Consider the following 17,232-nt stretch of genomic DNA (forward strand, 5'->3'; position numbering starts at 1 on the left):
GAAATACCGCTGGAACCGTTTTTTCGGACTCACGTTATTGTGACGCATATCACATCGGCGCTTGCCTTTAGACGGCAAGTCATAGGGGAGTAGTTTCACATGATCACACGCATTCTTTCGACCGTTTTCGTGGCTTTGCTGACTGTTGTCACCCTGAGCTCCTGCGGTAACACCATTCGCGGCGTGGGCCGGGATACGGCAAACGCCGTCGACGCGACGCAGGATGCCGGCCGCAGCGTAGACCGCGCAGCGCGCCGTTAATCAACGCTCCCCTCCCGGAAAGGCGTTACCCGAAAGTCGGGTGACGCCTTTTCTTTGACCGAATTTCCCTGCGAATGTTCGCCTGGCGAGAATCAAAGGGGCGGGCATGATTGTATCGGTAAAGAAACTGGCGCAGCTGCTGTTGCCATTGCTGCTGCCGTTCTCGGCGCAGGCCGCAGGGCAGACGGATTTCTGCAAGAGCATCGACCATGCGGGCGGTCGATACACGGTCTGCAGTTTCGACCCGGCAAAAAGCACCATCCGCATTTATGATCAGGACCATGTCTCCGGGCAGGGATATCGGAATTTTGCCGATCTCTCTTCGGCCCTGTGGCACCAGCATATGTTCAGCATCTTCGCCATGAATGGCGGCATGTATCATTCCGACTATTCGCCGGTTGGCCTTTTCATCGAAAATGGCGTGGAGCGCTCACCGATCAGCACGCGGGGCGGCTGGGGCAATTTTCACCTTCTGCCGAATGGCTTGTTTTATATAAAGGGTGCGAAGGCCGGGGTGCTGGACACCGACGCCTATATGGCGGCGGATCCGAAGCCGGATTTCGCCACGCAATCCGGGCCGATGCTCGTGATCGACGGCAAGCTGCATCCGCGTTTTCTGCCTGATAGCGACAGCCTGAAGCGCCGCAACGGTGTTGGTGTCTCCCGCGACGGCATGGTGCATTTCGCCATTTCGGAAAATACTGTGCGCTTTTACGATTTCGCTACCCTGTTCAGGGATGTGCTGGATGCGCCAAATGCGCTCTATCTCGACGGTACGATATCCAGCGTCGATATTCCCGCGATGAGAAGGCGGGACTCGCTGTTTCCGATGGGGCCGATCATCGCTGTTGTCGATCGGGTGCCGGATTAGCCGGAAAGATCAGATCGGCGCCTTGGGATAGGCTTTTTCGAGGCCTGCCGATGCCGTCAGGCCCTTGCGGAACGCGAGAAAAGCGGGGTGCTGGCTCGCTCTTGCGGTTTCCGTGATGCGGATCTGCAACCGGGCTGGGGCATTGCCGCCAAGCCATTCGCCGGTCGCCTCCAGCTTCAGGCTGTTGAGGAAAGGGGCGTTGGTTTGCTGATCGAGATAAAGATTGAGGCCGGCCAGCAGATTTTCATCCTGCAAGGCATTTTCCATCAACAAGAGCACCCACGCTTTATCTTCGCTCGTTAGCGACGTGAGTTTCGACGCGACCGTTTCGCGGTCGGGAAATGAGGATGCCTGCTGCATGGAAAGACTCGCGTCGTTGTCGTTGCCATCGTCGATAAAGCAGCACCGGCGGCCTTTCAAGGCGCGGCGCTTTAGCGCGAGAAATTCTACCCTTAGATGTTCGGCCGTCAGGGCTTTCAACAGGTGTTTGTAGGGAAGCTTTAAATAACGGTTACACTTTAGCCCAAATTGCGGCGAAGCCCAAAACGGCTCTTTTTCGCACGTCGCCCTAACGCCTTGTTTTTTCACATACCTATGCACGAGGCGAATGGCAGCCTGTCAAAAACGCCTTCATTTAGCCGCTTTTTGCATTTGCGTTCCTCGTCGGATTTTAATAAATGCTTGCCCCAACGGGCCGGGTCTTGAAGATCCCCCGGAGAGTGAATAGCTGGAGTAATCATGGAAGAAACCGCTCAGAAATCCTGCTGGGGCGTCACCTTGCGCGCACTTGCAGGCTTTGCCGCTTTTCTCGCATTGACGTACATTTTTGGCAGCCCATAAGCTTCTCTCCTGAATAACAGGTTTTGAAACGGCGCGGTTTTCCTCTGGAAACCGTGCTGTTTTCGTTTCCGGGACGCTCATGTCGCAGCTGCGCAAACCGCTGACGCTCTTTTGTGGCGATCCTTTTCGGCTTTGGATATGATGGTGGAGGAATCCATTCATATTCAGGGCGAACTTCATGTTTCTTTCGGTCTTCGACGTCTTCAAGATCGGTATTGGTCCTTCGAGCTCCCACACGATGGGGCCGATGACGGCGGCCAACCGCTTCCTGGCGCTGATCCTCAGCGATGACTGGCCGCGTCCGGCCGGTGCCGCCGTTGCGCAGCTGAAGGTCAGCCTGCACGGTTCGCTTGCCTTCACCGGCATTGGCCACGGCACCGGCCGTGCCGTCATCCTTGGCCTCACCGGCGAGCGGCCGGACCTCGTCGATCCCGATGCCATGGATGCGATCATCGAGACGGTGGAAAAGGCGGGCACGGTCACGCCGCCCGGTCACCCGTCCTATCTGTTCCGCCCGGCCGAGGATCTGGTCTTCGATAAGAAGAACCCGCTGCCCGGCCATGCCAACGGCATGACCTTTTCCGCCTTCGACAATCAGGGCAGGCTTCTCATCAAGCGCATCTATTATTCCGTCGGCGGCGGTTTCGTCGTCACCGATACGGAACTGGAGGCGATCAAGCAGCGCGGCAAGACCATCGATAATGGTCCCCGCGTGCCTTATCCATTCGGGACGGCGCGGGAAATGCTCGAGATGGCGGCCCGTTCCGGCCGCACCATCGCCCAGATGAAGCGCGCAAACGAGGAGACGGTGGTTTCCCGCGAGGAACTGAACGAGCGTCTCGACCAGATCTGGGAAGCCATGAATGGCTGCATCGAGCGCGGTTTGAAAGTGGATGGCATCATGCCCGGCGGTCTGAAGGTGCGCCGCCGCGCCCGCTCCATTTATGAGAAGCTGAATGCGGAATGGCGCAGCAACCGGCTGAACCCTGTTATGGCCAATGACTGGCTGAGCGTCTACGCGATGGCCGTAAACGAGGAAAACGCCGCCGGCGGCCGCGTGGTGACCGCGCCGACCAATGGTGCGGCGGGTGTCGTTCCGGCCACCGTCCGATATTTCCGGCATTTCCATGAGGATGCGACCGTCGACGACGTGCGGGACTTCCTGCTGACGGCCGCCGCCATCGGCGGCATCATCAAGCACAATGCTTCGATATCGGGCGCGGAAGTGGGCTGTCAGGGCGAGGTCGGATCGGCTGCGGCCATGGCGGCGGCGGGTCTTGCCGCGGTCATGGGCGGATCGCCCGAACAGGTGGAGAATGCCGCAGAGATCGCGCTCGAACATCACCTCGGCATGACCTGTGATCCGATCGCGGGCCTTGTGCAGGTGCCGTGCATCGAGCGCAACGCGCTTGGCGCCGTCAAGGCGGTAACCGCGGCTTCGCTGGCGCTGAAGGGGGACGGCCAGCATTTCGTGCCGCTTGATGCCTGTATCGAGACCATGCGCCAGACCGGCAACGACATGAGCGAAAAATACAAGGAAACTTCCACCGGCGGCCTCGCCGTCAACGTTGTGGAGTGCTGAGCGGGCAGGGCGGCAGGCGTCGTGCAGATGCTTGACGCCCGTCGCAAAAAGGCATTGATAGGGGCATGCCTCTACATCTCATCAAACTATGCGTTGGCGCGGACTCAATCCAGGACTTGCGAGACTGGGTCGCGCATCGCGCACTGACAGCAATTGCCGCTGGCCTTGAGCCGCATAGCGTCCATACCACCCGGATGATCCCAAAGCGCGTCGAGGAACTGCTGGAAGGCGGCTCTCTCTACTGGGTCATCAAGGGACAGGTGCAGGCGCGGCAGAAACTTCTCGATATCCGCTCCTTCAAGGGCGAAGACGGTATTTCCCGCTGCGACCTCATTCTCGGCCCCGAGGTTATCGAGACCTCACCTGCGCCGAAGCGCCCGTTTCAGGGCTGGCGTTACCTGAAGGACGACGAAGCGCCACGCGACCTCGGCGGCGGGGCGGGCGGCGAGGACTTGCCTTCCGATCTCAGGCGGGAACTCGCCGAGCTTGGCTTGCTATGATGCATGAAAATGAAAACCTCGATTAGTCGGCGGAGTTGCTGGCGCCCTGAAAGCTGTCCTCCGTCATGCTCGGGCTTGTCCTGAGCATCTGCGACGTCTCGATTGCGTTGGCGTGGTTAGATCCTTGGGACAGGCCCAAGGATGACGCCTGGTAGGTCAGTTGTTCAGAGTATTTAGCCGGCCCCTTGCGGAGCCGGCTTTTTAATTGTGGAGACGGGAAGGGTATGCTGTCTGACTAACTTACCGGATGCCGCCAACCGCCGTGGTGGCGCGGCCATCCTGAATTTTCACCCAGCGGCCGGGATTGGCGGTGTCCTGGCGCTTCAGGTAGGTATATTCGGTTTCCGACCAGTTCATGACCTTGTTGCGCATGTTGTCGAGAACGAAATCGCCACGATCGGTACGGACGGTCAGGACGGCGTGGCCTTCGCCATTGGGCTGAAGAACGACTGTGATCAGCAGGTTGGAGGCAGAGAACCCCTTGTTCATCAGCATCTTGCGCTTCAGAAGCACGAAGTCTTCGCAATCGCCGACAGTGGTGGGATAGGCCCAGCGCTCCTCGACGCCATAGATTTCCATGTCGGTCATCGGCGTGATGGTGGTGTTGACGCTGTAGTTGACGTCGAGCATCGTCTTCCAGCGCTCTTCGGTCAGCTGCATCGGTCCATTGTCCAGCGAGGTCGGCTGGCATTCGCTCTGATAGGTCTGGCAGAACTCATAGTGGCCAATCGGCGGATTGGCCTTGCCGATGACGCGCATGACGGCGGCTGGCGAAGCGCTTGCCTGATGGGCGAAGGCGCTGACGATGAATGCGATCAGAGTGAAAACGAAACGGTTGTTCTTGTTCATTGCTTGTCTCCCCGTGGTGAGGAGACATTCGCAGTTATATTTTGAGCCGACGGAAATTTGCGCGGCGCAATTTGAGCTTAAATTTCAGCAAATTAGCCGATGTTTTGAACTGTATTCGAGTTAGTTTTTATGCGTGTTTGAAGCAAATTTTATTACAATTTTACGCATCTCGCCCTTAGGCTTTTGGTAGTCATTTAGGCTGCTGTATTAAAAGCGATTTTCGGCGCGTCGCTGTCCGCGCTGTTATCCGCTATCGTCTTGCTGGACTTGGCTAGGCGGTGAATTTCCCGTTTTGGGATAGTTCTTTCAGGCTGAAACAGGCCGAAAAAAGCGGCAAAAAAAATTCAAAAAACTGCTTTTTTTCTGCAAAAAAAGATTTGCCGAATGTTTTTTGTCCCCATTCGCGCGATCGGCGACCCGAAAGGACGTGCCGCGTTCCGCTCAGTCAACCGCGCATGCAAAGGACATATCGCATAGTCGGCGCATCAGAATGGGAACTCGTGAAGGAGAAAATGAATCGCGCCAGACGCCATGCGCGGCGCGCGAACCCGCACAGCCGCGAATGTTGCCGCTGGCGGTTTATGCCTCTTCATGGCAATGGGGTCAGGCAGAACCCAACGCGCGCAGAACATTCTGCGCGTTTTTAACCGGCGCAAAGGTGCCGTGTGTTGTCAACGTCCTAGAGAAACTCGATCAGAGCGTCGGGCGATTGCACGCGGTCGAACTCGACCGCCACGCCTTCCATGAAGTGGCGCACGATCTTGCCGCTCATGTTCTTGCCAAGCTGAACCCGGGTTCCGAGGGGGGGCCGGTTTTCGATCTCGATGGCCGCACCCGACAGGGAGAGGTCGATCAGTCGGCAGGCGACGAGCACGCCGTCTTCCAGAACGAGCTGTGCCTTGGCATTGCGCGGCGTCAGGCGGTCATGGCGGCGGTCTTCCGGCAGGCCGAGCAGCTGGCGTTTGGCGATCCATGCGAGCTGGGCGGCGAGTTTTTCGCGCTTGCGCTCCGGCGCGTTGATGGCGATGAGGAAACCTGCTGGGGTCAGCGTCGTGACGGTGCCTTCGATCCGGCCGATATGCTGGAGATAGGCGATGACACGGTCACCGCGGCGGGCAACACCCGGGCAGGTGAACTGCGCTCTTTCTGCGGTCATCTCGGTTGCGGTGCAATCATATTCTTCGTGGTCGGGCAACATGAGACGGCCGGTGAAGGACACACGGACGGCGTCGTCCAGGTGAGCTTCTTCAACCGGACGCGGGATCTGGGCGGTGTTGGCCGAGCGGGACGAAAACATGGGCATCGCAATTGTAATGAATGATGATGCCTCGTTTCTACATTGCGCGAGTTAACAGACTGTATTGTTTGATATCTACAATTTTTCCAATCGACAAAATGATTACAGTATTGACGTATTTATTGCGCTGGACCGCCGTGACAGCCCCCTGATCCCGTGGCGCGATGCGTGCGGAAGCCGTCAAAGCCGTCCTGCAAAGGGGGCCGCTGCTGCACTGGTGTTTGCCGCGCGCTCTGTGGGCACAATGTCCAGGTGCAACAGCCGGCTGCTTTTCATGGAGAGACATTGGATCGGAGCGGCAAAATCAAGCCTGGGACTTTCCGGCAACAGGGCCCCCAGCAGTCTTGGTGAAGCGTCCGTCTCCGTGAGCAATGGCAGAAGGAGCATTTCGAAGGCCAATGGTGCGACGCCGTGCTCGTCTTCGGCTTCAACATCGAAAATCACCGGCAACTGGTGTTGCAGGATGCCGCGCGCGACACGACAGGGGAAGACGGCATTGGCCTGATGCCACAGTTCCGAAAAGGGGCGATCCCGCAATTCCCGGCCAAACAGGTCGCAGAGACGTGTGCCGGCAAGGCGGAAGAACGGCGTGTTCTCTCCCTTGTCGGTGAGGATGAAAAGATCGCCGAGGTGATGTTTCAGCTTTGCGGGATCAATGTCTTCGCGGCGAGGGGCAGGGCGCTTGCCGCGCAAGTCGTCCCAATAGGCATATATGTCCAGTCCGGCCATGCTCTTCATAGCATTTCTCCATGTTCGTTTTTGGGACATCATGTCCATCCGAACGTCTGTATCTGGAGGTGTAGCGATTTTCGTGCCAACCGGATTTGTTAAGGTTAACAAATGGTTGAGATTGCTTCTCGGCCGCGGTCGTGGCATCCGTGTCGCCATGTCGGGGGAACGCTCCCTTCAGCACAATTGATGGCGCTGCCCGCGATTTCACGGGCTCGCCTGCAAGCCGGACCGTCCGTGGCCCGGCGCTCGAACCGGTTGCGGTTTAGCGTCGCGCGCACAAAGGCGGGACGGCTTTTTTTTCGTTCGGGCTTCCTATATTGCTCGGGGAACGCAAAATTCGACCAAGACAGGGATGGGATCATGTCCTACGAGGACGGCGAACAGCCGCCGGTTTCGGAATCGCCGGAGCCGAAAGACGATACGAATACGCCCGTCTTCAACCTGCCGGGGCTGCTCGTCGGCATCCTGGCCGCGCTGGTCATCGCTTATGTGGTCCCCGCTTATCTTCTGTCGGAGGAAGGTGAACGCTGGTTCGTCTTCACCTTTGGCTTCATCCCGCTGCGTTACGCTGTCCCTTTTTCGCAGCAGGGCCTGGAATGGCTCTGGACGCCGGTGACCTATTCTTTCCTGCATGGTGGCATCGAGCATATTCTCTTTAACGGATTATGGTTGATGGCCTTCGGTGCGCCGGTTCTGCGCCGGATCGGAACAGTGCGCTTTGTACTGTTATGGTGCATTTCCGCCGCCGTTTCCGCCTTTGGCCATGCGGCGTTAAACTGGGGTGATGTGACGGTACTCATCGGCGCATCCGGTGTCGTATCGGCGCTGATGGGCGCGGCTTGCCGCTTCGCTTTCCCTGCGCGTGGCGGATATAGCGCCTCCTTCGGCCATCTGATGCCGCGGCAGAGCATTCTTGCGGCACTCTCCAACCGCACGGTTCTGATCTTCACGCTGATGTGGCTGTTCGGCAATGTGCTGATTGCCGTCGGCGTGCCGCTGTTCGGAGATGTCGGCGGTCAAATCGCTTGGGATGCCCATGTTTTCGGGTTTCTGCTCGGCTTCCTGTTCTTCGGCCTTTTCGATCGTCCACTACGCTAGGTCGATCACGCTCCTTGTCGGCCGTGGCGCAAATTTGCTTTCGCGCGTCCCATGCGGGATTGCATTCAAGCGGGCCTCAGCGCACCATACCGCATGATTTGCAACCGCCGGGGGAGACTGCGGCACTGCGGATCGCTGCAAAGAGGAGGAAGGCATGCCCACATTCGTAAAAGATCTTCTCGACCGCAAGGGCCGGGATGTCGTGACTGTCAATCCTGAGGTCAGCATCGGTGAGGCGGCGGCCACGCTGCACGCGCACAAGATCGGTTCCGTCGTCGTGACCGATGGCGATGGTGTCGTTCTCGGCATCTTCACGGAGCGCGATCTTGTCAAGGCCGTTGCGGGTCAAGGTGCCGCCTCCCTCCAGCAATCCGTTTCCGTGGCCATGACCAGGAATGTCATTCGCTGTCACCACAATTCCACCACCGATGAGCTGATGGAAATCATGACGGGCGGACGCTTCAGGCACGTCCCGGTTGAAGAGAACGGCCGCCTGGCCGGCATCATCTCCATCGGTGACGTGGTCAAGGCGCGGATCGGTGAAATCGAGGCCGAAGCGGAGCATATCAAGGCCTATATCGCGGGCTGAGTTAGTGTCACTTCCCTCATTTCTGTGACAGGCGCAGGAATGAGGGAGCTTCTCGCCTCACCGCCGGAATGCCTGCTGCATGCGCTCCAGTTCCGGAATGCGCGCACGTGTTTCCTGATATCCCCGGTCGATGGCTTCGCTGGCGCGATGGAATTCTGACAGGCCGATATCGTTGATACGCGGATGCAGCATCAGATCGGGCGGATCACCGGCCAGGCGCGAGCGCGAAATCCTGTCCTGAATGATGTTGAAGGCCTGCACCATGACGCCCGGCAGGCCGGGACGCGGCGCCGTTTCCGTGGGCGCTATGCCACCGCCATGCGGTGAAGACGCGTGCTTGACCACCGCGGAGCGGCCGAAAAGATCGTAGTTGAGGTTTACCGCAACGACCAGCGCCTGCTCATAGGCCCGGCAGACGGAAACCGGCACGGGATTGACGAGCGCCCCGTCAATCAGGGTGCGGCCATTGCATTGCACCGGTTCGAAAATACCCGGCAGCGCATAGGATGAGCGCAGCGCGGTGACGAGGTCACCCTGATGGATCCAGACCTCGTGGCCGGTGCGCAGTTCGGTGGCGACGGCGATGAAGGGGTGGTCGAGGTTTTCGACACGCAGGCCTTCCAGATGCTCCTGCATGCGCTTGGTCAGTCGCATGCCGCCGAACAGACCGCCGCCGCCGATCGTGAGATCAAGCAGGCCGGCAATGCGGCGCATCGTCAGCGACCGGGCGAATTCTTCCAGCTCATCGAGCTTACCGGCGAGATAACAACCGCCCACCAGCGCGCCGATCGACGTACCCGCGATCATGCCGATCTTCACGCCAGCCTCGTCCAGTGCCCGCAGCACGCCGATATGGGCCCACCCCCGAGCAGCCCCGCCGCCAAGGGCGAGCGCTATGCGATGCTTGTCGACAATCTGGGTGACGGGCGGCTCATTGCCGGTGCCTTCGGGATTTCCAGCCGCAAGTTGATTATGACGATTTCCCCATCCCAACATGACCGCACTCCCTGCCAGTTCCTCGGGCGTCCCTCAAATCCCTGAAGCCCGTTATATTGGTAGCAAATTGGTGCGGCCGATGGAAGGCGGCCGTTTATGTGTCGGAATAGGTTGTGGCCGGATCGAAATGGCGGGTGTCGTCGGTGATCCTGGTCACAGCATCGCCATTGGAGAGTTCGACGGTGCGGTAAAAGCACGAGCGCCGGCCGGTATGGCAGGTGGCGTCATGGCCGGCGACGGAGACCTTCAGCCACACGGCGTCCTGATCACAATCGGTGCGGAATTCCTTCACCGTCTGCAAGTTGCCGGAGGTTTCGCCCTTCTTCCAGATCTTGTCGCGCGAACGGCTGTAATAGTGGGCGATGCCCGTTTCCAGAGTCAGCGACAGGGCCTGCGCATTCATATGGGCGACCATCAGCAATTCACCGTCGCGCGCATCGGTGACCACGGCGGTGACGAGGCCGTGAGCGTCGAATTTCGGTGAAAAGAGACCTGCGTTTTCGAGCACTTCCTTGTCCGCAGAGGCGGGCGGAAACGAAATGGACATGATAACCCCGGAAAATCAACTGGCGGAATGATGAGAGTGGCGGATAAAACGGAATCGCTTCCGCCACCATAAATTTTTGCGCGTCGGATTTTCCGAAAGCCTCGTTACGGCTTTCGGTCCAACGCCTAGCGGTTCCGCACCATGGTCATGAAGCGCACCTGCTCGGCCGGATCGTTCTTGAACGTGCCGGTGAAGCTGGTGGTGAGGGTCGTGGACCCCTGCTTGTTTACGCCGCGCATGGACATGCACATATGTTCGGCATCGATCATCACGGCCACACCGCGCGGCTTCAGCGTTTCCTCGATCGATCTGGCGATCTGCGCCGTCATGTTCTCCTGCGTCTGCAGGCGGCGACCGAAGATTTCAACGACGCGGGCGATCTTCGACAGACCAAGCACGCGACCGGCTGGAAGATAGGCGACATGCGCCTTGCCGACGATCGGCACCATATGGTGTTCGCAATGGGAGAAGAAGGGGATGTCGCGCACCAGCACCACATCGTCATATCCGCCGACTTCCTCAAAGGTCGTGCCGAGCACGTCCTGAACGTTCAACTCGTAACCGGCAAAAAGCTCACGATAGGCCTTCGCGACGCGCTTTGGCGTGTCCAGCAGGCCCTCGCGGGCGGGGTTTTCTCCTGCCCAGCGCAGAAGAACGCGTACTGCTTCTTCGGCTTCCGCCTGGCTTGGGCGAGCCTCGGCCACGTCGGGTTTTGCGCCAGCGCCGGGGAAATTCTTCACGATCGCATCCATTCCGTCTCTCCCGATGCGGGTAAAGGCCGCACCTGAATTCGTTTTTCATCGCGAACTCATGTTCGCAGCTGCTGCTATCTGGTTGTTTTACAGCATTTTGGCAAGACCGATGCTGTTTTTTCGGTATCGGAGCCGTTAATTTGATCACGGCTTGATGTCCAGAAAGCTCGTTAGCATATAATGAGAACGAAGGGCAGGAAAGCTTCACTGCGACAAACGCTGTGTTTGAAAAATTTGACCTGTCCTGTTTTTGGGCATTCTTGAGCGCGCCGGACACCTGACCATGGATGACATCTACAATAATCGCATTCTGGACTTTGCCGGCAATATCCCGCTGATCGGCGTTCTTGAGGATGCCGATGCCAGCGCTGAAAAACACTCGCGGCTGTGCGGCTCGAAACTCAAGGTCTATCTGAAAGTGGAAGGCGGCATCGTGACCGGATTTTCGCACGAGGTTCGTGCCTGCGCGCTCGGCCAGGCCTCCGCCTCCATCATGGCGCATCACGTTGTCGGCGCTTCCAGCTCTGAAATCCGCCAGGCGCGGGAAGATATGCTGGCCATGCTGAAGCAGGGCAGCGAGGGGCCGACGGGTCGTTTCGAGGATATGCGGGTGCTTTCCCCGGTCCGGGATTTCAAGGCCCGTCACGCCTCCACCATGCTGACCTTCGAAGCGGTGGTCGATGCGCTCGACCAGATCGAAGGCCGGCCGGTTCTAAACGCTGCGGGTTAGGCGATGTGCGGAGAACCGGGCTGCCGGCATCAAGAGACGGCGGTAAAAGCCGGGCGATCCCGTAATTGGGGTGGCACCTTTGCCAAAACACCGGGACGGCTTTTCGGCGTCTGTTTCATCAGGCTGTATCAGTTGACGCTTTCGGGTTTCGTCGGCAATTCCTGTCGCCACATCCCCACCTGTTCCGAATATGGCTATGAAGCCATCGCCCGCCACGGGCTCTGGGCCGGCGGATGGATGGCGGTGTTTCGTGTGGCGCGTTGTGGCCCGGGCGGCACCAGCGGGCTGGACCCGGTGCCGGAGACGCTTGGCGAAAAGAGGCATTGGTGGGCGCCCTGGCGTTACTGGAGCCTGCGCGGATGAGCGACTATGTGGCCCTGCTGCACAGCATCGTTCTTGGTGCCGGCAAACGGCTTATCATGGCCGATCTCAGGGCCCTGGCGGGAGAGCTGGGGTTTGCCGACTGCAGGACGCTTGTAGCGACCGGAAATCTGGTTTTTCGCACGAAAGCGGCCCCTGTTCGCGAAATCGAGCACAGGCTGGAGCGCGCCTTCGAAGAGCGTTTCGGCAAACATGTCGATATTGTCGTTCGCGCGGGTGGCGACTGGCTGAAACTGGCGGCGGATAATCCGTTTCCGCAAGGCAATCCGCCGGATGTCTGCGTCAGGTGCATGCGGGCGCCGTTGGACCACGGCGTCCTGGAATTGCTGGAGAAATACCGGGGCAGGGAGAAGATCGCGCTCGCGGGCGGCGATCTCTGGATCGATTTCTGCGGGAAACCGAGCGAGAGCCGGCTGCTGTCCGTCCTTACCACCAAAAGGCTTGGTATCGGTACGACACGCAACGCCAATACGGTCAATGGTCTTGCGGAAATGCTTCGCTGAACCGCCCTTCACCTTTGACTGCAATGGCAAAAGCCTTTATCAGCCTGCCTGTTCGCTTATCGCGGGCAAATCATTATTCCAACACCACCCGCATTCGTTGGCGGGACTGGACAGGAGCACGAGACGATGTCTGAAGCCATTTCCCTTACATTTCCCGATGGATCCGTGCGCAGCTACCCCGCCGGTACGACCGGCCGCGAGGTCGCCGAATCCATTTCCAAATCGCTTGCCAAGAAAGCCGTCGCCATTGCGCTTGACGGCACCGTGCGCGATTTGTCCGAGACCATCACCGACGGCAAAATCGAGATCGTCACGCGTGAAGACGGGCGTGCGCTGGAACTCATCCGCCACGATGCCGCCCACGTCATGGCCGAAGCCGTGCAGGAATTGTGGCCCGGCACGCAGGTGACGATCGGCCCGGTCATCGAGAACGGTTTCTATTACGACTTTGCCAAGAACGAGCCTTTCACGCCGGAAGATCTGCCGAAGATCGAAAAGCGCATGAAGGAAATCATTCTGCGCAACAAGCCGTTTACCCGCGAAATCTGGTCGCGCGAAAAGGCGAAGGAAGTCTTTGCCGCCAAGGGTGAGAACTACAAGGTCGAGCTTGTCGATGCCATTCCGGCGGGGCAGGACCTGAAGATCTATTATCAGGGCGACTGGTTCGATCTCTGCCGTGGTCCGCATATGGCCTCTACCGGCCAGATCGGCACGGCCTTCAAGCTGATGAAGGTGGCTGGCGCCTATTGGCGTGGTGACAGCAACAATGCAATGCTGTCGCGCATTTACGGCACCGCCTGGGCGACACAGGAAGAGCTGGACAATTATCTCCACATTCTCGCAGAAGCCGAAAAGCGCGACCACCGCCGCCTCGGCCGCGAAATGGACCTGTTCCATTTCCAGGAAGAGGGTCCGGGCGTCGTGTTCTGGCACGGCAAGGGCTGGCGCATGTTCCAGACGCTGACGGCCTATATGCGCCGGCGGCTTGCCAATACCTATCAGGAAGTCAACGCGCCGCAGGTGCTGGACAAATCGCTGTGGGAGACCTCCGGTCACTGGGGCTGGTATCAGGAAAACATGTTCGCGGTAAAATCCGCCCATGCCTTCACCCATCCCGATGACGAGGATGCCGATCAGCGAGTTTTCGCACTGAAGCCGATGAACTGCCCCGGCCACGTGCAGATCTTCAAGCATGGCTTGAAGTCTTACCGTGAAATGCCTGTCCGTCTTGCGGAATTTGGCACCGTACATCGCTATGAGGCTTCCGGTGCGCTGCATGGCCTGATGCGCGTGCGTGGCTTCACGCAGGACGATGCGCATGTCTTCTGCACGGAAGAGCAGATGGCGGCGGAATGCCTGCGTATCAACGACCTCATCCTCTCTGTTTACGAGGATTTCGGTTTCAGCGAAGTCGTCGTCAAGCTCTCCACGCGCCCCGAAAAGCGCGTTGGTTCCGACGACCTCTGGGATCGCGCCGAAAGCGTGATGATGGAGGTTCTGAAAACCATCGAGGAGCAGTCCGAAGGCCGGATCAAGACCGGCATTCTGCCAGGCGAGGGCGCATTCTATGGGCCGAAGTTCGAATATACGCTGAAAGACGCCATCGGCCGTGAGTGGCAGTGCGGCACGACGCAGGTGGACTTCAACCTGCCGGAACGTTTTGGTGCCTTCTATATCGACCAGAACTCGGAGAAGACCCAGCCTGTCATGATCCATCGCGCCATTTGTGGTTCGATGGAGCGTTTCCTCGGCATTCTGATCGAGAACTTCGCCGGACACATGCCGCTGTGGTTCGCGCCGCTGCAGGTCGTGGTCGCGACGATTACCTCTGACGCAGATGATTACGGCCGCGAAGTCGCCGAAGCGCTGCGCGAGGCAGGCATGGCGGTCGAGACCGACTTCCGCAACGAGAAGATCAACTACAAGGTCCGCGAGCATTCGGTGACCAAGGTTCCGGTCATCATCGTCTGCGGACGCAAGGAAGCCGAAGAGCGCACCGTCAACATCCGCCGTCTCGGTTCCCAGAACCAGACGTCAATGTCGCTGGAAGAGGCGATCACCAGCCTCGTGGACGAGGCAACACCGCCGGATGTGAAGCGCAAGCTTGCGGCGAAGAAGCAGGTTGCTTGACCAAGATGACGGCTCCTTCGGGGGCCGTTTTTCGTTTGTGGGGAACGTGCTGCAAGCTCCGTCCCGTCATGCTCGGGCCTGTCCCGAGCATCTGCAGCGTCTCGATTGAATTGGACGTGGTTAGATCCTTGGGACAAGCCCAAGGATGACATCCCGTTAGAGGCAGAGAGTCACCATCCTCAAGGCCGAGGATGATTTCAAGAGTGGCGAAACCTATTCAAAGTCCCCGGTCATATCTTCCGGCGCCTGATCCTTCATCAGCACTTCCACATCGGAATCACGTCCCGACGTGACTTTGAAATTGCGCTGGTAGACCTTGTCCTTGTTGCGGGCGATGGCGGTATATTCGCCTTCTGCCAGAACCATGGTCGAAAAGGCGCTGACGCTTTCATTCACCACGTCGCCGCCGCCGTTCAGCACCGACCAGGCCGTATCGGCAATCGCCTCGCCGCCCTGTTCGGAAACAAGCTTGAGGGTGATCTGCGCTGCCTGGTGCTGCAACGTCGCTTCGGTCAGCTTGCCGGCTTCCACCTGGATATCGGCGCGAACCACCGCATTGACGTTGCCGTATTCGGAGACCACGTGATAGGTGCCGGCATTCAGCCGCACGATGGTGTTCGGCTTGATATCGGACATGACCAGACCGCGTTCGCCATCCGGTCTTGCATCGGAGGAATAGACGGAGAATTTCAGCTGGTTGCCGGAAATCTGCTTGTCGGAACCGGCGACCGCGTTCAGCACAAAACCGCCGGCATCGAGAATAAGCACCTGCTTTTGCACAGTGCCTGCGGTTGGAATATTGAGCTTCTTGGTGACGCCCGCTCGGCCGAAGGCGACGTTGACGAAATATTCGCCCGGCGCCAGATGGAATTCCGCCGAGCCGCCCTCCGAGCTTGCCAGCATCGGCAATTTGCCATCGGCACCCGGAATGGGGCTGAACACGCGCCAGAACAGACCTTCCTTCACCGCTTCGCCGCTGCTCGTCAGCTTGGCTTCCATGGCTATATCGCGGGCGGTGCTTTCCGGGGCGTTGGGTGCTGTCGGGGCGGTGAAAGCATTGAGCTTCGGCATTTTCGGCGTGCCGCCGAGTTGCTTGAAGTCTTTAAAGGCGTCCTGCGAAAAAGCGGTTTGTGATAAAAGGCCGAGCGCGGCGCATGCGATGCCCAGACGTGCCGCGATTTTGATTGCCGACATTTTCGATACCGATTGACTTCTTGATTTTCCCGGATCACTTCAAAACCAATGCCATGGCTATTTCAAGGCCCATAATTTCGCGATGACAGCAGAATGGAAGATTTTTGATCATGACTAGCGATATCAAGCTCCTCGACTATCTCAAGGTTCGCCGCTCCACACCGGCTTTGCAGCTTGCTGAGCCTGGACCTTCTAAGACGGAAATCGAGGATATCCTGCGCCTTGCCGTGCGCGTGCCTGACCATGGCAAGCTCGCGCCCTGGCGTTTCGTGGTTTATCGCGGTGAGGAGCGGGTGCGTCTCGGGGAGACGGCGCTCAGGATCGCGCTTGAAAAGAACCCGGAACTTGATCTGCAGCAGCAGAACGCCGAGCGCACGCGCTTCACCCGTGCGCCCGTCGTCATTGCTGTCATCAGTACCGCAAAACCACATTTCAAGATTCCTGAATGGGAGCAGGTCATGTCCGCCGGTGCGGTGTGCCTCAACGTTATTTTTGCGGCCAATGCCAATGGTTTTGCGGCAAACTGGCTGACGGAGTGGCTTGCTTTCGACCCGGTCTTCCTTGCGGAGATTGGCGTTAGCGCGGAAGAGAAGGTGGCTGGCTACATCCACATCGGCTCGACGACATTCCCGCCGGTGGAGCGGCCACGGCCGGAGCTTGCCGATGTCGTCACCTGGGTTGGGGATGTCTGATGTTCTACACCACCGACACCAACCAGCACGGCATGCCGCATGATCCTTTCAAGGCGATCGTCGCACCGCGGCCGATCGGCTGGATCGGCTCGAAGGGTAGGGAGGGGGTGCTGAACCTCTCTCCCTACTCCTTCTTCAACGCGATTTCAGACCGGCCGAAGCTCGTCATGTTTTCCTCCAGCGGCCGCAAGGATAGCCTGCGCAATGTGGAGGAAAGCGGTGTCTTCACCGCCAATCTCGTCAGCCGCCATCTGGTCGACCGGATGAATGCATCTTCCGCGCCGGTTGCTTATGATGTCGATGAATTCGCCCTTGCCGGTCTCACCGCCGTTGATGGTCGGGTGGTTGATGCACCTTTTGTGCGCGAGGCGCTGGCGGTTCTGGAGTGCCGTGCAACGCAGATCCAGCAGCTCACCGATATCGACGGCAAGCCGACCGACTCGTGGATGGTGATCGGGCAGGTCATGGCGATCCACATCGACGAGACGATCATTCGTGACGGCCGCATCGACATGGGGCTTGCGCGTCCGGTGGCGCGCATGGGTTATATGGATTACTGCGACGGCGGCAGCGATGTATTCCAGTTGCAGAGGCCGTCTACTGCGCCGTAAATATAGCCCTTCTTGTGCAAGGGTTAAATTTTATGGTGAACCAAACGTAAACCATTTGCGCCTAGAGTTTTATACAT

The 17,232-nt window shown here is 58.7% G+C and carries 21 protein-coding genes; 12 read left to right on the forward strand and 9 right to left on the reverse strand.

Annotation, left to right across the window (positions count from 1 at the left end):
• Positions 1 to 99 precede the first annotated feature (99 nt).
• The gene (locus tag ACFVTJ_RS03850) at positions 100 to 261 is read left to right on the forward strand and encodes an entericidin A/B family lipoprotein (protein WP_003515706.1); all 162 of its coding nucleotides are present in this window, start codon (positions 100 to 102) and stop codon (positions 259 to 261) included.
• 106 nt (positions 262 to 367) lie between these two features.
• On the forward strand, positions 368 to 1,132 hold the full coding sequence (locus ACFVTJ_RS03855; protein WP_386904756.1) for a phosphodiester glycosidase family protein: 765 nt from the start codon (positions 368 to 370) through the stop codon (positions 1,130 to 1,132).
• Between the two features lie 9 nt (positions 1,133 to 1,141).
• Here ACFVTJ_RS03855 and ACFVTJ_RS03860 read toward each other — a convergent pair whose 3' ends face one another.
• Complete coding sequence (locus ACFVTJ_RS03860; RefSeq protein WP_386905273.1) at positions 1,142 to 1,492, reverse strand: hypothetical protein; 351 nt, start codon at positions 1,490 to 1,492, stop codon at positions 1,142 to 1,144.
• 270 nt (positions 1,493 to 1,762) lie between these two features.
• Complete coding sequence (locus ACFVTJ_RS03865) at positions 1,763 to 2,152, reverse strand: hypothetical protein (protein WP_386904758.1); 390 nt, start codon at positions 2,150 to 2,152, stop codon at positions 1,763 to 1,765.
• Here ACFVTJ_RS03865 and ACFVTJ_RS03870 point away from each other — a divergent pair.
• Positions 2,151 to 3,554: an L-serine ammonia-lyase gene (locus ACFVTJ_RS03870; RefSeq protein ID WP_386904760.1), complete on the forward strand. Its 1,404-nt coding sequence runs from the start codon at positions 2,151 to 2,153 to the stop codon at positions 3,552 to 3,554. The two genes, ACFVTJ_RS03865 and ACFVTJ_RS03870, sit on opposite strands and share 2 nt — an antisense overlap.
• A gap of 65 nt (positions 3,555 to 3,619) precedes the next feature.
• Entirely contained in the window at positions 3,620 to 4,054 is a 435-nt protein-coding gene (locus ACFVTJ_RS03875; protein ID WP_386904762.1) for a DUF1489 family protein, read from the forward strand.
• Between the two features lie 240 nt (positions 4,055 to 4,294).
• Here the strand turns inward: ACFVTJ_RS03875 and ACFVTJ_RS03880 are convergent, their stop codons facing one another.
• From ACFVTJ_RS03880 to ACFVTJ_RS03890, 3 genes are all read right to left on the reverse strand, one after another.
• Complete coding sequence (locus ACFVTJ_RS03880) at positions 4,295 to 4,903, reverse strand: transglutaminase-like cysteine peptidase (RefSeq protein ID WP_386904764.1); 609 nt, start codon at positions 4,901 to 4,903, stop codon at positions 4,295 to 4,297.
• Positions 4,904 to 5,582: 679 nt separating this feature from the next.
• Entirely contained in the window at positions 5,583 to 6,200 is a 618-nt protein-coding gene (locus ACFVTJ_RS03885) for a PilZ domain-containing protein (RefSeq protein WP_386904765.1), read from the reverse strand.
• A 180-nt stretch (positions 6,201 to 6,380) separates the two neighbouring features.
• Positions 6,381 to 6,938 (reverse strand): PAS domain-containing protein, encoded by a 558-nt coding sequence (locus ACFVTJ_RS03890; RefSeq protein WP_386905275.1) that lies wholly within the window; start codon positions 6,936 to 6,938, stop codon positions 6,381 to 6,383.
• Positions 6,939 to 7,292: 354 nt separating this feature from the next.
• On the opposite strand from ACFVTJ_RS03890, the gene ACFVTJ_RS03895 reads away from it, so the two are divergent.
• Together ACFVTJ_RS03895 and ACFVTJ_RS03900 are read left to right on the forward strand one after the other, a co-directional pair.
• Entirely contained in the window at positions 7,293 to 8,030 is a 738-nt protein-coding gene (locus ACFVTJ_RS03895) for a rhomboid family intramembrane serine protease (RefSeq protein WP_386904767.1), read from the forward strand.
• 154 nt (positions 8,031 to 8,184) lie between these two features.
• Positions 8,185 to 8,619, forward strand: a complete 435-nt coding sequence (locus tag ACFVTJ_RS03900) for a CBS domain-containing protein (protein WP_386904769.1) — start codon at positions 8,185 to 8,187, stop codon at positions 8,617 to 8,619.
• Between the two features lie 57 nt (positions 8,620 to 8,676).
• Here ACFVTJ_RS03900 and ACFVTJ_RS03905 read toward each other — a convergent pair whose 3' ends face one another.
• The 3 genes from ACFVTJ_RS03905 to folE form a co-directional block, all read right to left on the reverse strand.
• Positions 8,677 to 9,615 (reverse strand): patatin-like phospholipase family protein, encoded by a 939-nt coding sequence (locus tag ACFVTJ_RS03905; RefSeq protein WP_386904771.1) that lies wholly within the window; start codon positions 9,613 to 9,615, stop codon positions 8,677 to 8,679.
• A gap of 94 nt (positions 9,616 to 9,709) precedes the next feature.
• Positions 9,710 to 10,162 carry a phosphoribosyl-AMP cyclohydrolase gene (gene hisI, locus ACFVTJ_RS03910; protein WP_386904773.1) on the reverse strand — a complete coding sequence of 151 codons (453 nt, stop codon included), beginning with the start codon at positions 10,160 to 10,162 and terminating at the stop codon, positions 9,710 to 9,712.
• A gap of 125 nt (positions 10,163 to 10,287) precedes the next feature.
• Complete coding sequence (folE, locus tag ACFVTJ_RS03915) at positions 10,288 to 10,914, reverse strand: GTP cyclohydrolase I FolE (RefSeq protein ID WP_003495569.1); 627 nt, start codon at positions 10,912 to 10,914, stop codon at positions 10,288 to 10,290.
• 283 nt (positions 10,915 to 11,197) lie between these two features.
• Between folE and ACFVTJ_RS03920 the strand changes: the two genes are divergently transcribed.
• The 4 genes from ACFVTJ_RS03920 (at position 11,198) to thrS (ending at position 14,658) form a co-directional block, all read left to right on the forward strand.
• A complete protein-coding gene (locus ACFVTJ_RS03920) occupies positions 11,198 to 11,644 on the forward strand; it encodes an iron-sulfur cluster assembly scaffold protein (protein WP_386904776.1) in 447 nt (148 codons plus the stop codon).
• 3 nt (positions 11,645 to 11,647) lie between these two features.
• Positions 11,648 to 12,007 carry a membrane protein insertion efficiency factor YidD gene (yidD, locus tag ACFVTJ_RS03925; protein WP_386904778.1) on the forward strand — a complete coding sequence of 120 codons (360 nt, stop codon included), beginning with the start codon at positions 11,648 to 11,650 and terminating at the stop codon, positions 12,005 to 12,007.
• Positions 12,004 to 12,528, forward strand: coding sequence for a DUF1697 domain-containing protein (locus ACFVTJ_RS03930; protein WP_386904780.1), 525 nt, complete (start codon positions 12,004 to 12,006; stop codon positions 12,526 to 12,528). The genes yidD and ACFVTJ_RS03930 overlap by 4 nt, the downstream gene beginning before the upstream one ends.
• Before the next feature lie 126 nt (positions 12,529 to 12,654).
• Positions 12,655 to 14,658 carry a threonine--tRNA ligase gene (gene thrS, locus ACFVTJ_RS03935; RefSeq protein WP_386904782.1) on the forward strand — a complete coding sequence of 668 codons (2,004 nt, stop codon included), beginning with the start codon at positions 12,655 to 12,657 and terminating at the stop codon, positions 14,656 to 14,658.
• A 213-nt stretch (positions 14,659 to 14,871) separates the two neighbouring features.
• Here the strand turns inward: thrS and ACFVTJ_RS03940 are convergent, their stop codons facing one another.
• Positions 14,872 to 15,852 carry a hypothetical protein gene (locus ACFVTJ_RS03940; protein WP_386904784.1) on the reverse strand — a complete coding sequence of 327 codons (981 nt, stop codon included), beginning with the start codon at positions 15,850 to 15,852 and terminating at the stop codon, positions 14,872 to 14,874.
• 110 nt (positions 15,853 to 15,962) lie between these two features.
• Between ACFVTJ_RS03940 and ACFVTJ_RS03945 the strand changes: the two genes are divergently transcribed.
• Both ACFVTJ_RS03945 and ACFVTJ_RS03950 read left to right on the forward strand, forming a co-directional pair.
• Positions 15,963 to 16,544: a nitroreductase gene (locus tag ACFVTJ_RS03945; RefSeq protein ID WP_386904786.1), complete on the forward strand. Its 582-nt coding sequence runs from the start codon at positions 15,963 to 15,965 to the stop codon at positions 16,542 to 16,544.
• Positions 16,544 to 17,155: a flavin reductase family protein gene (locus ACFVTJ_RS03950; RefSeq protein WP_386904787.1), complete on the forward strand. Its 612-nt coding sequence runs from the start codon at positions 16,544 to 16,546 to the stop codon at positions 17,153 to 17,155. Before ACFVTJ_RS03945 ends, ACFVTJ_RS03950 begins: the two co-directional genes overlap by 1 nt.
• Positions 17,156 to 17,232 lie beyond the last annotated feature (77 nt).

The organism is Agrobacterium sp. NPDC058088 (assembly GCF_042885035.1).
GTDB lineage: Bacteria > Pseudomonadota > Alphaproteobacteria > Rhizobiales > Rhizobiaceae > Agrobacterium.

Coding starts and splice junctions, on each gene's coding strand:
- ACFVTJ_RS03850 (WP_003515706.1), top strand. CDS start 100: ATGATCACACGCATTCTTTCGACCGTTTTCGTGGCTTTGCTGACTGTT.
- ACFVTJ_RS03855 (WP_386904756.1), top strand. CDS start 368: ATGATTGTATCGGTAAAGAAACTGGCGCAGCTGCTGTTGCCATTGCTG.
- ACFVTJ_RS03860 (WP_386905273.1), bottom strand. CDS start 1,492: ATGCAGCAGGCATCCTCATTTCCCGACCGCGAAACGGTCGCGTCGAAA.
- ACFVTJ_RS03870 (WP_386904760.1), top strand. CDS start 2,151: ATGTTTCTTTCGGTCTTCGACGTCTTCAAGATCGGTATTGGTCCTTCG.
- ACFVTJ_RS03865 (WP_386904758.1), bottom strand. CDS start 2,152: ATGAAGTTCGCCCTGAATATGAATGGATTCCTCCACCATCATATCCAA.
- ACFVTJ_RS03875 (WP_386904762.1), top strand. CDS start 3,620: ATGCCTCTACATCTCATCAAACTATGCGTTGGCGCGGACTCAATCCAG.
- ACFVTJ_RS03880 (WP_386904764.1), bottom strand. CDS start 4,903: ATGAACAAGAACAACCGTTTCGTTTTCACTCTGATCGCATTCATCGTC.
- ACFVTJ_RS03885 (WP_386904765.1), bottom strand. CDS start 6,200: ATGTTTTCGTCCCGCTCGGCCAACACCGCCCAGATCCCGCGTCCGGTT.
- ACFVTJ_RS03890 (WP_386905275.1), bottom strand. CDS start 6,938: ATGAAGAGCATGGCCGGACTGGACATATATGCCTATTGGGACGACTTG.
- ACFVTJ_RS03895 (WP_386904767.1), top strand. CDS start 7,293: ATGTCCTACGAGGACGGCGAACAGCCGCCGGTTTCGGAATCGCCGGAG.
- ACFVTJ_RS03900 (WP_386904769.1), top strand. CDS start 8,185: ATGCCCACATTCGTAAAAGATCTTCTCGACCGCAAGGGCCGGGATGTC.
- ACFVTJ_RS03905 (WP_386904771.1), bottom strand. CDS start 9,615: ATGTTGGGATGGGGAAATCGTCATAATCAACTTGCGGCTGGAAATCCC.
- hisI (WP_386904773.1), bottom strand. CDS start 10,162: ATGTCCATTTCGTTTCCGCCCGCCTCTGCGGACAAGGAAGTGCTCGAA.
- folE (WP_003495569.1), bottom strand. CDS start 10,914: ATGGATGCGATCGTGAAGAATTTCCCCGGCGCTGGCGCAAAACCCGAC.
- ACFVTJ_RS03920 (WP_386904776.1), top strand. CDS start 11,198: ATGGATGACATCTACAATAATCGCATTCTGGACTTTGCCGGCAATATC.
- yidD (WP_386904778.1), top strand. CDS start 11,648: ATGTGCGGAGAACCGGGCTGCCGGCATCAAGAGACGGCGGTAAAAGCC.
- ACFVTJ_RS03930 (WP_386904780.1), top strand. CDS start 12,004: ATGAGCGACTATGTGGCCCTGCTGCACAGCATCGTTCTTGGTGCCGGC.
- thrS (WP_386904782.1), top strand. CDS start 12,655: ATGTCTGAAGCCATTTCCCTTACATTTCCCGATGGATCCGTGCGCAGC.
- ACFVTJ_RS03940 (WP_386904784.1), bottom strand. CDS start 15,852: ATGTCGGCAATCAAAATCGCGGCACGTCTGGGCATCGCATGCGCCGCG.
- ACFVTJ_RS03945 (WP_386904786.1), top strand. CDS start 15,963: ATGACTAGCGATATCAAGCTCCTCGACTATCTCAAGGTTCGCCGCTCC.
- ACFVTJ_RS03950 (WP_386904787.1), top strand. CDS start 16,544: ATGTTCTACACCACCGACACCAACCAGCACGGCATGCCGCATGATCCT.